The sequence below is a fragment of the Mycobacterium sp. OTB74 genome (assembly GCF_029892685.1).
Classification (GTDB): Bacteria; Actinomycetota; Actinomycetes; order Mycobacteriales; family Mycobacteriaceae; genus Mycobacterium.
In genome coordinates this window covers 16,800-28,205 of record NZ_JARXVD010000034.1, presented here as the reverse complement: position 1 = coordinate 28,205, position 11,406 = coordinate 16,800, and the positions used below count along the sequence as shown (strand labels likewise).

At 65.4% G+C, this 11,406-nt stretch carries 8 protein-coding genes and 1 tRNA gene; 7 read left to right on the top strand and 2 right to left on the bottom strand.

Annotated features, from left to right (window positions below; translation table 11 throughout):
• Positions 1–69: 69 nt before the first annotated feature.
• Positions 70–142: transfer RNA gene (locus M2432_RS27185), tRNA-Arg, on the bottom strand.
• 138 nt (positions 143–280) lie between these two features.
• On the opposite strand from M2432_RS27185, the gene argS reads away from it, so the two are divergent.
• The 6 genes from argS to rho all read left to right on the top strand — a co-directional run bounded on the left by argS (position 281) and on the right by rho (position 8,963).
• The gene (gene argS, locus M2432_RS27180) at positions 281–1,933 is read left to right on the top strand and encodes an arginine--tRNA ligase (RefSeq protein ID WP_280829959.1); all 1,653 of its coding nucleotides are present in this window, start codon (positions 281–283) and stop codon (positions 1,931–1,933) included.
• Positions 1,930–3,336, top strand: coding sequence for a diaminopimelate decarboxylase (lysA, locus tag M2432_RS27175; protein WP_280829958.1), 1,407 nt, complete (start codon positions 1,930–1,932; stop codon positions 3,334–3,336). The genes argS and lysA overlap by 4 nt, the downstream gene beginning before the upstream one ends.
• Positions 3,333–4,649: a homoserine dehydrogenase gene (locus tag M2432_RS27170; RefSeq protein ID WP_280829957.1), complete on the top strand. Its 1,317-nt coding sequence runs from the start codon at positions 3,333–3,335 to the stop codon at positions 4,647–4,649. The genes lysA and M2432_RS27170 overlap by 4 nt, the downstream gene beginning before the upstream one ends.
• Positions 4,646–5,746 carry a threonine synthase gene (gene thrC / locus M2432_RS27165; RefSeq protein WP_280829956.1) on the top strand — a complete coding sequence of 367 codons (1,101 nt, stop codon included), beginning with the start codon at positions 4,646–4,648 and terminating at the stop codon, positions 5,744–5,746. Before M2432_RS27170 ends, thrC begins: the two co-directional genes overlap by 4 nt.
• Positions 5,747–5,750: 4 nt before the next feature.
• The gene (thrB, locus tag M2432_RS27160; RefSeq protein WP_280829955.1) at positions 5,751–6,689 is read left to right on the top strand and encodes a homoserine kinase; all 939 of its coding nucleotides are present in this window, start codon (positions 5,751–5,753) and stop codon (positions 6,687–6,689) included.
• Positions 6,690–6,983: 294 nt separating this feature from the next.
• Complete coding sequence (rho, locus tag M2432_RS27155) at positions 6,984–8,963, top strand: transcription termination factor Rho (RefSeq protein WP_280829954.1); 1,980 nt, start codon at positions 6,984–6,986, stop codon at positions 8,961–8,963.
• 98 nt (positions 8,964–9,061) lie between these two features.
• Here rho and M2432_RS27150 read toward each other — a convergent pair whose 3' ends face one another.
• Complete coding sequence (locus M2432_RS27150; protein ID WP_280829953.1) at positions 9,062–9,661, bottom strand: TetR/AcrR family transcriptional regulator; 600 nt, start codon at positions 9,659–9,661, stop codon at positions 9,062–9,064.
• 133 nt (positions 9,662–9,794) lie between these two features.
• Between M2432_RS27150 and fadD1 the strand changes: the two genes are divergently transcribed.
• Entirely contained in the window at positions 9,795–11,348 is a 1,554-nt protein-coding gene (fadD1, locus tag M2432_RS27145; RefSeq protein ID WP_280829952.1) for a fatty-acid--CoA ligase FadD1, read from the top strand.
• The last annotated feature ends 58 nt before the right edge of the window (positions 11,349–11,406 follow it).

Below are 11,406 nucleotides of genomic sequence, written 5' to 3'. Positions count from 1 at the left end.
GGGTGCGCACGGGGTGCGGGGCTCTCGGCGCTGGTGCAAAAACAGCCTGTGACCAGGCGTTTTATTGAGTGCCCCCGGCAGGATTCGAACCTGCGGCCTTCTGCTCCGGAGGCAGACGCTCTATCCCCTGAGCTACGGGGGCGCTTGAACGCTGGCGAACCAGCAGCGCCGTTGGGCGAACACAGACTAGCGCATCGAAGCCCGACCGCCCGAATCGGTACACAGCGCGTGTCAACCACCGATGACAAGCTCAACCACGTCAGACCATAGGATGACCCCCGTGACCCCCGCCGATCTGGCTGAACTGCTCAAGAACACCGCCGCTGTGGTCCTGGTCGAACACGGCCTGGACATCGCCGCGCTGCCCGAGACGGTGGCCATCGAGCGTCCGCGCAACCCCGAGCATGGCGATTACGCCACCAACCTGGCGCTGCAGCTGGGCAAGAAGGTCGGCGTCAACCCGCGTGAGCTGGGCGAATGGCTGGCGGAGGCGCTGATCGACGCTGACGGTATCGCCGACGCCAGCATTGCCGGTCCGGGCTTCGTCAATCTGCGCATCGAGGCGTCCGCGCAGAGCGTCGTCGTTCTCAACGTGCTGGGCGGCGGGGCCAGCTACGGCACGTCCGAGGAGCTCAAGGGCCGTCACATCAACCTGGAGTTCGTTTCGGCGAACCCGACCGGGCCGATCCACATCGGCGGGACCCGCTGGGCTGCCGTCGGCGACGCGCTGGGCCGCCTGCTGGCTACGCAGGACGCCACCGTCACCCGTGAGTATTACTTCAACGACCACGGCGGTCAGATCGATCGCTTCGCCCGCTCGCTGGTCGCGGCCGCCAAGGGCGGGCCGGCCCCGGAGGACGGCTACGGCGGCAGTTACATCAAGGACATCGCCGCCGACGTCGTGGCCAAGCGACCCGATGCGCTGAACCTGCCGGCCGACGAGTGTCAGGAAGTCTTCCGCGAGATCGGCGTGGATCTGATGTTCGGTCAGATCAAGCAGTCGCTGCACGACTTCGGCACCGACTTCGACGTCTACACCCACGAAGACTCGATGCACACCTCGGGCCGGGTCGAGCAAGCCATCCAGAAGCTGCGCGACAACGGTGCCATCTACGAGCAGGATGGCGCAATCTGGTTGCGCACCACTGACTTTGGTGACGATAAGGACCGTGTCGTCATCAAGAGTGACGGCAACCCGGCGTACGTCGCCGGTGATATCGCGTACTACCTGGACAAGCGCCAGCGCGGGTTCGACCTGTGCATCTACATGCTCGGTGCCGACCACCATGGCTACATCGGTCGCCTGAAGGCCGTCGCTGCGGCGCTGGGTGAGGACCCTGCCACCGTCGAGGTGCTGATCGGTCAGATGGTCAACCTGGTCAAGGACGGCCAGCCGATGCGCATGAGCAAGCGCGCCGGCACCGTGATCACCCTGGAAGACCTGGTCGATGCCATCGGTGTTGATGCGGCCCGCTACGTGCTGATCCGGTCGTCGGTGAACAGTCCGATCGACATTGACCTGGGGCTGTGGGCCAGCGCGTCCAACGAAAACCCGGTCTACTACGTGCAATACGCGCACGCCCGGCTGTCGGCGTTGGCGCGCAACGCCGCTGACCTCGGCTTGCAGGCGGACATCGGGCACCTCGAACTGCTCGACCACGACCGCGAAGCAACCCTGATGCGCACCCTCGGTGAGTTCCCCCGGGTGCTGAAAACCGCTGCGGCACTTCGGGAACCGCACCGCGTGTGCCGGTACCTGGAAGACTTGGCCGGTGATTACCACCGGTTCTACGACTCGTGCCGCGTGCTGCCGATGGGCGACGAAGCGCCCGGCGACCTGAATCGGGCCCGACTCGCGCTGTGCGCGGCCACGCGCCAGGTTATTGCCAACGGTCTGCAGATCCTCGGCGTCAGCGCTCCGGAGCGCATGTGAACGCCCACGTCGACGACCCGCGACACAGCGGGGTTCCGGCCAAACCGCAGAGCGCCGACGAAATCCTGCTGCTGGCTCCGAATGTCTGGCCGCGCAATCTGATTCGTGGCGCCGACGGTGTGGTGTCGGTAGCGGGTGTGTCGGTCGCCGACCTGGCTGTCCAGTTCGGCACCCCGCTGTTCGTCATCGACGAGGACGACTTCCGGTCCCGTTGCCGCGAGATCGCCGATGCCTTCGGCGGCGGCGAGCATGTGCACTACGCGTCCAAGGCATTCCTGTGCACCGAGATCGCTCGCTGGGTTGCGCAAGAAGGCCTCAGCCTGGATGTGGCCACCGGCGGTGAGCTGGCGGTGGCACTGCACGCTGATTTCCCTGCGGAACGAATCACCGTGCACGGCAACAACAAATCTGTTGAAGAGCTGACCGCCGCGGTCAAGGCCGGCGTCGGGCACATCGTGCTGGACTCCGAGATCGAGATCGAGCGCCTGGACGCCATCGCCGCTGCGGCGGGCATCGTTCAGGACGTCCTGGTGCGCGTGACCCCCGGTGTCGAGGCGCACACCCACGAGTTCATCTCCACCGCCCACGAGGACCAGAAGTTCGGTCTGTCACTGGCCAGCGGTGCCGCCATGGAAGCAGTGCGGCAAGTATTCGCCACCGACAACCTGCGATTGGTCGGTCTGCACAGCCACATCGGCTCGCAGATCTTCGATGTGGCCGGCTTCGAGATCGCCGCACACCGCGTGATCGGCCTGCTGCGCGACGTGGTCGCCGAATTCGGTGTCGAGAAGACCGCGCAGATGTCGGTGATGGATCTCGGCGGCGGACTGGGCATTTCATATCTGCCCGATGACGATCCGCCACCCATGCAGGAACTGGCCGACAAACTCAAAGCCATCGTCGCGGCCGAATCCAAGGCCGTCGGCCTGCCGACCCCCAAACTGGTCGTGGAGCCCGGCCGGGCCATCGCAGGTCCGGGCACCATCACCCTGTATGAGGTCGGCACCGTGAAAGATGTTGCGGTCGCTGCCGATAGGTATCGGCGGTACGTGAGCGTCGACGGCGGCATGAGCGACAACATCCGGCCCTCGCTCTACGACGCCGAATACGACGCCCGGCTGGTGTCCCGCGTCAGCGACGCCCCGGCGACCTTGGCCCGGATTGTCGGCAAGCACTGCGAGACCGGCGACATCGTGGTCCGCGACACCTGGGTGTCCGATGACCTGCGCCCTGGCGACTTGGTCGCGGTGGCTGCCACCGGCGCCTACTGCTATTCGATGTCCAGTCGGTACAACCTGCTGACCCGGCCTGCCGTGGTCGCGGTCCGCGACGGCAGTGCGCGATTGATCCTGCGGCGGGAGACCGTCGATGACCTGTTGAGCCTGGAGGTAAGTGGTCAATGAGTGAAAAGCCGATTGGCGTAGCGGTTCTCGGACTCGGGAACGTCGGGACCGAGGTGGTCCGGATCATCGAGAACAGTGCCGCCGACTTGGCCGCCCGCATCGGCGCGCCCCTGGAGTTGCGCGGCGTCGGCGTGCGCCGGGTGTCTGCGGATCGCGGTGTACCGGTGGAGATGTTGACCGATGACATCGACGCCCTGGTGTCCCGCGATGACGTGGACATCGTGGTGGAGCTGATGGGCCCGGTTGAGCCTGCGCGCAAGGCCATCCTGAGGGCGCTCGAGGGCGGCAAATCCGTCATCACCGCGAACAAGGCTCTGATGGCGCAGTCCACAGGTGAGCTGGCGCAGGCCGCCGAGAAGGCAAGGGTGGACCTCTATTTCGAGGCCGCGGTCGCCGGTGCCATCCCGGTCATCCGGCCACTGACCCAGTCGCTTGCCGGTGACAGCGTGCTGCGGGTGGCCGGCATCGTCAACGGCACCACCAACTACATCCTGTCGGCAATGAATGACACCGGCGCCGACTATGCCGACGCACTGGCCGAAGCCGGTGTCCTCGGATACGCCGAGGCCGATCCGACGGCCGATGTCGAGGGGTACGACGCCGCGGCCAAGGCGGCGATCCTGGCCTCCATCGCATTCCATACCCGGGTCACCGCGGACGATGTGTACCGCGAAGGCATGACCAAGGTCAGCGCAGCAGACTTCGAGTCGGCCAAGGCGCTGGGCTGCAATATCAAGCTGCTGGCCATCTGCGAGCGGCTGAACACCAATGGCAAGCAACGCGTTTCGGCCCGGGTGTACCCGGCGTTGGTGCCGTTGGATCACCCGCTGGCCAATGTCAACGGCGCATTCAACGCGGTGTTCGTGGAAGCCGAGGCGGCCGGCCGGTTGATGTTCTACGGCCGGGGCGCCGGCGGTGCGCCGACCGCGTCCGCAGTTATGGGTGATTTGGTGATGGCTGCCCGTAACCGGGTACAGGGCGGGCGCGGACCGCGCGAGTCCAAGTACGCGAAGCTGCCCATCGCTCCTATCGGGGACATCGAGACCCGCTACTACGTCAGCATGAACGTCGCAGACAAGCCTGGTGTGTTGTCCTCCGTCGCAGCCGAATTCAGCAAGCGTGAGGTCAGTATCGCCGAGGTGCGCCAAGAGGGCATGGTCGACGACGAAGGGCAGCGCATCGGCGCCCGGATCGTGGTCGTCACCCACCAGGCCACCGATTCCGCTCTGTCGGAAACCGTTGCAGCCCTTGCTGATCACGACGCGGTGCAGAGAATCAATAGCGTGCTGCGCCTGGAAGGAACCACAGAATGAACACTGGGGCGAGCGAAGCGACGGGGAAGTCCCGCGTGCACAAGCCGTGGCCCGGGCTGATCGAGGCGTACCGGGATCGGTTGCCCGGAACCGAGAATTGGACGCCGATCACCCTCCTGGAGGGCGGCACCCCGCTGGTCCATGCCAAGCGCCTGAGTGAACAGACCGGTTGCACCGTGCATCTGAAGGTCGAGGGCTTGAACCCGACCGGCTCGTTCAAGGACCGCGGCATGACCATGGCGGTCAGCGACGCGGTTGCCCGTGGCCAGCAGGCGGTGCTGTGCGCTTCGACTGGTAACACCTCGGCCTCGGCCGCCGCCTACGCCGCCCGCGCGGGCATCACCTGTGCGGTGCTCATCCCGCAGGGCAAGATCGCCATGGGCAAGTTGGCGCAGGCGGTCATGCACGGCGCCAAGATCATTCAGGTCGACGGCAACTTCGACGACTGTCTGGAGCTGGCCCGCAAGCTCACCGCCGACTACCCGACCATCGGACTGGTCAACTCGGTCAACCCGGTGCGTATCGAAGGTCAGAAGACCGCAGCGTTCGAAATTATGGACGCCCTGGGCACGGCACCTGATGTGCATTCGCTGCCCGTCGGCAACGCGGGCAACATCACCGCGTATTGGCGTGGCTACCGCGAGTACCACCGCGACGGGGTGTCCGATCGGCTGCCGCGGATGCTCGGTACCCAGGCCGCCGGCGCGGCTCCGTTGGTGCTCGGTGAGCCGGTGAAGAACCCCGAGACCGTCGCCACTGCCATCCGGATCGGTTCGCCTGCTTCATGGGACGGTGCCGTTGCAGCCAAGGAAGAGTCCAACGGCCGGTTCCTGGCCGCCACCGACGAAGAAATCCTGGCCGCGTACCACCTGGTCGCCACGGCTGAAGGCGTGTTCGTCGAGCCGGCGTCGGCCGCCAGCATCGCCGGTCTGCTCAAGTCCATCGAGGATGGCTGGGTCAAGCCCGGTTCCACGGTGGTGTGCACCGTTACCGGCAATGGCCTGAAGGACCCGGATAACGCCCTGAAGGGCATGCCGAAGGTGACCGCGATCCCGGTCGATCCGACCGCCGTGGTCGAGAAGCTCGGGCTGGTCTGATCCAGTGACCGTAATCCTGCCGGCCGGTCTCAGCGCGTCGGCCGTCGTTCCCGCCTCCAGCGCGAATCTCGGTCCCGGCTTCGACAGCCTGGGCTTGGCGCTCAGCTTGTACGACGAAATCCACGCTGAGACAACTGAATCGGGCCTGACCATTGATGTGGTCGGAGAAGGTTGCGGGCAGGTGCCGCTGGACGAGTCGCATCTGGTTGTGCGTGCGCTCCGGCGCGGACTGGAGGCCGCCGGAGTATCGGCTCCGGGCCTGAATATCAAGTGCCACAACGTCATTCCGCACTCTCGTGGTCTCGGTTCGTCGGCTGCGGCGGTCGTCGGCGGGCTTGCCGTCGCCAACGGCCTTATCACACAGTCGGGTTCGCCTGAGCTGACTCGGGAACAGCTGGTGCAGTTGTCATCTGAGTTCGAAGGACATCCGGATAACGCGGCCGCGGCGGTGTTGGGTGGTGCAGTGGTGTCGTGGACCGACACAACGTCGGGAGATCCGCAGTATGCGGCGGTGCCGTTGACGCTGCACCCCGATATCCATCTTTTCCCGGCCATCCCGCAGGTACGGTCGTCGACAGCCGAGACTCGGGCAGTCTTGCCCGAGAAAGTGGCCCATTCCGACGCCAGCTTCAACGTCAGTCGCGCCGCCCTGTTGGTGGTGGCGCTCACTGCACGTCCCGATCTGCTGATGGCGGCCACCGAGGACGTGCTACATCAACCGCAGCGAGCCTCGGCAATGCCGGCCTCGGCGGAATACCTGCAAGCGCTTCGGCGTTGTGGTGTTGCGGGCGTGCTGTCAGGCGCCGGACCTGCCGTTATCGCCTTCAGTACGGAGCCCGAGCTACCGGCGGGGGCGCTGGAAGTCGGCCAGGCCAACGGGTTCGCGGTGGCAGAGATGTCAGTGGGCCAGGGGGTCCGCTGGATTGCTGGTGTAGGGGCGTAAAGCGCGGCACGCGGATCGGTGGTATTTCTTGCTTCGGGCTCAGAAGCGGGCTATTCTCGCTCTCGTCCAGCAATCGCAGGCTCTGTACCTGCGCCTACAGTAGGACAACCAATTCTTCTCGTTGGTATTCAACTCGTGGACTGATGGTTCGCCGCACGGCGGCAAATCCCGGTGCTCGCTGTGGCAGAAGCCGCAGCGGACCAGGGCATTTTGCGGCCGCGCTTGGGGAGGGCCGTCCGAACACGAACAAATCCCTCGCGCAATCGGATCTGCGAGGGCACAGAAAGGAAATCCGTGACTGATACGGACCTCTTCACCGCTGACAGCAGCGCTAATGCGTCGGCCAATGAAGCTCCGGCGGCCGGACGCTCAGGGTCGTTGACCAGCCTTCTGCTTCCTGATCTGCGCGCATTGGCCACCCAGGTCGGCGTCAAGGGGACTTCCGGCATGCGCAAGAGCGAGCTGATCGCCGCCATCCGGGAGCATCGCGGCGAGGGCGGCGACCAATCCAACGGCAAACCCAACGGGACTGCCGGCGAAACAAAGCGTGAGGCCAAGGCCGCGGCACCCACCGATGCAACACCGGACAGCGGTGCTGAGACCATGCCCGCCGAGCCTGCCAAGGCTGAGGAAGCCCAGGTCAGCGCGCCTGCCCGCCGCGAACGTCGCGGCGCTTCGCGGCAGGCGGGTTCCCCGGCTGCTGACGCCACCGACGCCCCGGCGACCGACGCTGCGACCGATTCTGTCGCCGACACCGTGGGCAAGGCTGAGGCCAAGAGCGAGAACACGGCCGAGAACAACACCGAAGCCAAGAGCGACAACAAAGCCGACGAGAACGCCGGCGACAAGGGCGGCAAAGCCGATCGTGGCGATGCGCCGCGTGAATCGCACAACCGCGACCGCAACAACGCCGATGGCGGAAACAAAGACGGCGGCAACCGGGGCGACAACGCCAACCGCGGTGAAGGCAACCGGGGCGGTGACGGTGGCAATGACGACGACGGCGAGGGCCGCCAGGGCCGTCGCGGCCGCCGGTTCCGCGACCGCGATCGTCGTCGTCGTGGAGAACGTGGCGACAATCAGGGCGGCAACGCCGAGGCTGAACTACGCGAGGACGACGTCCTGCAGCCGGTCGCCGGCATCCTCGACGTGCTGGACAACTACGCATTCGTCCGCACTTCGGGCTACCTGGCCGGTCCCAACGACGTGTACGTCTCCATGAACATGGTCCGCAAGAACGGCCTGCGCCGCGGCGACGCGGTGACCGGTGCGGTTCGGGTGCCCCGCGAGGGCGAGAACAGCGGCGGCAACAACCCGCGGCAGAAGTTCAACCCGCTGGTGCGTCTGGACAGCGTCAACGGTGGCCCGGTCGAGGCGGCCAAGAACCGGCCCGATTTCACCAAGCTGACCCCGCTGTACCCCAATCAGCGGCTGCGCCTGGAGACCGCTCCGGAGAAGCTGACCACGCGCGTCATCGACCTGATCATGCCGATCGGCAAGGGCCAGCGAGCCCTGATCGTGTCCCCGCCGAAGGCCGGTAAGACCACGATCATGCAGGACATCGCCAACGCGATCACCCGCAACAACCCGGAATGCCACCTCATGGTGGTGCTCGTAGATGAGCGCCCGGAAGAGGTCACCGACATGCAGCGCTCGGTCAAGGGTGAGGTCATCGCCTCCACCTTCGACCGGCCGCCGGCAGACCACACCCAGGCCGCCGAGTTGGCCATCGAGCGGGCCAAGCGTCTGGTCGAGCAGGGTAAAGACGTCGTCGTGCTGCTGGACTCGATCACCCGACTGGGCCGTGCGTACAACAACGCCTCGCCGGCGTCGGGCCGCATCCTGTCCGGCGGTGTGGACTCCACCGCGCTGTACCCGCCCAAGCGGTTCCTCGGCGCGGCCCGCAACATCGAGCACGGTGGCTCGTTGACCATCATCGCCACCGCGATGGTCGAGACTGGCTCCACCGGTGACACCGTCATCTTCGAGGAGTTCAAGGGCACCGGTAACGCCGAGCTCAAGCTGGACCGCAAGATTGCCGAGCGTCGCGTGTTCCCGGCCGTCGACGTCAACCCGTCCGGTACCCGCAAGGACGAGCTGCTGCTGTCGCCGGATGAGTTCGCGATCGTGCACAAGCTGCGCCGGGTGCTCAGCGGTCTGGATCCGCATCAGGCCATCGACCTGCTGATGAGCCAGCTGCGCAAGACCAAGACCAACTACGAGTTCCTGGTCCAGGTCTCCAAGACGGCCCCAGGCAACATGGACGCCGACTAGGCGTCAGCTCGGCATGGACGCTGACTAGGCGTCGCGCTGTTCTTGCAACGAAGGCTGCAACTCTGTGGAGTTGCAGCCTTCGTGCGTTCTGGCAGGTGCTACGGCACGGCCGTCAACCCGGGCATCACATAGCGGCGAACGTGTTTCAGCACCTCTTTGGGTTCGTTGGCATCGAGCCGTTCCCCGGGCATGGTCGCCAACGAAATGATCACGCGCGCAACCCATTCCGATGCTTCGTCGATGTCGGTGTCGGGATGGATGCTGCCGTTGTCGCGGGCCGCGACCAGGTAGCGAGACCAGAATTCGGCGAGGTCGGGCACCAGCCCCTGCACACCGGCGCCGGCGCAGGCGGCGAATTCATCGGGTTCCTCGACGCGCAGCTTCATCAGCAATGCCCCTGGGTCGTCGTACGCGGTGCGCCCATGCTGGACGCCGGCCACGATCTGATGGTCCAGGCCTTCGATCGACTCGAGCATGGCGTGCGCGTCAGACCAATATGCATTGTTCAGGCGGACTATGGCGGCGCCCAGCAGCGTGACCTTGTCTGGAAAGTGGCGGTACAGCCAGCCGCGTGAAACTCCGGCGCCTTCGGCGACCTCGGACACCGTTGTTGCGCGAATTCCCTTGGCGCGCATGCATGCTTCGGCGGCATCGATCAGCCGATCACGCACGGTCCGGGGGGTTAGTGCGACGTCCAACGGTTGCTCCTCACCTGTGTTCCGGCATGACGGAGATTCTGCCAGGGGGCAGACGCTATCGCGTCAAGCTACGAACATGGTAGACACTTCGGGGAATCTGTTCACTTCAGCTCACATCATCAGGGGAGCCGGCATGGCCGACACGCTTCAGCAGTTGCTTCGGGAACGCTCCGAGCAGGACACCACCGCGATCAAGTACGGCGAGCGCACGTGGACGTGGCGCGAACATGTCGCCGAAGCGAAAGCGCAGGCCGCGACCTTGATCGGGATGGCGGACCCGAGCAAGCCGCTGCATGTGGGCACGCTGCTGGGCAACACCCCGGACATGTTGACGGCGCTGGCCGCCGCTGCGCTCGGCGGTTATGTGCTGTGCGGCATCAACAACACCCGCCGTGGCGAGGCACTGGCCCGTGACATCGCCCGGGTCGAATGCCAGATCGTGCTTGTCGACGAACAACACCGCGGACTGCTCGAAGGCGTCGATCTGCCTGGCGTCACCGTCGTCGACGTCACCGCCACCGATTGGCAGCGGCAGGAACTGACCCCGCACCGCGAAGTCGGCCCCAACGACACCTTCATGATGATCTTCACCTCGGGCACCAGCGGCGAACCCAAAGCCGTCGAGGTGGCGCACTCGATCGTGCTGTTCTCCGCCGCCGCATTGGTGCAGCGCTATGAGCTGACCGACCGCGACACCTGTTATCTGTCCATGCCTCTGTTCCACTCCAACGGCGTGTATGCCGGCTGGGGCGTCGCGCTCAGTTCAGGTGCGGCGATGGCACCCGCCCAGTTCTCGGCTTCCCGGTTCCTGCCGGACATCCGCCGATACGGCGCCAGCTACATGAACTACGTCGGCAAGCCGCTGGCCTACATCCTGGCCACCGCCGAACAGCCCGACGATCACGACAACCCGTTGCGGGTGGCCTTCGGCAACGAGGCCGCAGACCGTGACATCGACGAATTCAGCCGACGATTCGGCTGCAGCGTGTGGGACGGCTTCGGCTCCACCGAGTTGGCCATCATCATCACGCGAACCGAGAGCTGTCCCTTGGGCAGCATCGGCCAGGGTTTCCCAGGGGTCGCGATCTACGACCCGGAGACCATTGAAGAGTGCCCGATCGCACAATTTGATGACACCGGCGCGCTGATCAATGCGGAGGCCGCGACCGGTGAGCTGGTCAACGTCAACGGCAGTGGGATGTTCCGCGGCTACCACAACGACCAGGGCGCAACCGACGAGCGGCTGCGGCACGGCATGTACTGGTCGGGCGACCTGGCCTACCGCGACGCCGACGGCTGGATCTATCTGGCCGGTCGTACCGCCGACTGGATGCGGGTGGACGGCGAGAACATCACTGCCGCCCCAATCGAACGAATTCTGTTGCGGCAGAACGTCATCAGCCGGGTTGCAGTTTATCCGGTGCCCGACGAGTTCGTCGGCGACCAGGTGATGGCCGCCATCGTCCTGCGTGACGGACAGACGCTGACGCCGGATGAATTCGGTCAATTCCTGGCCGAGCAGGGGGACCTGTCACCCAAATCCTGGCCCCGGTATGTATGGCTGGCCGACGATCTACCCAGCACCGCGACCAACAAGATCCTGAAGCGTGAACTGGTTGCACTGGGCGCCGAGCCGCAGGGTCGGGTGCTGTGGAAGCGCGACGGCACCGTCTACACAAAAATTTGAGGTAGCTGTCCCCGCTGATGTCTCCCATTCGTCTCAATGCTGTTAGACGATCCACTCA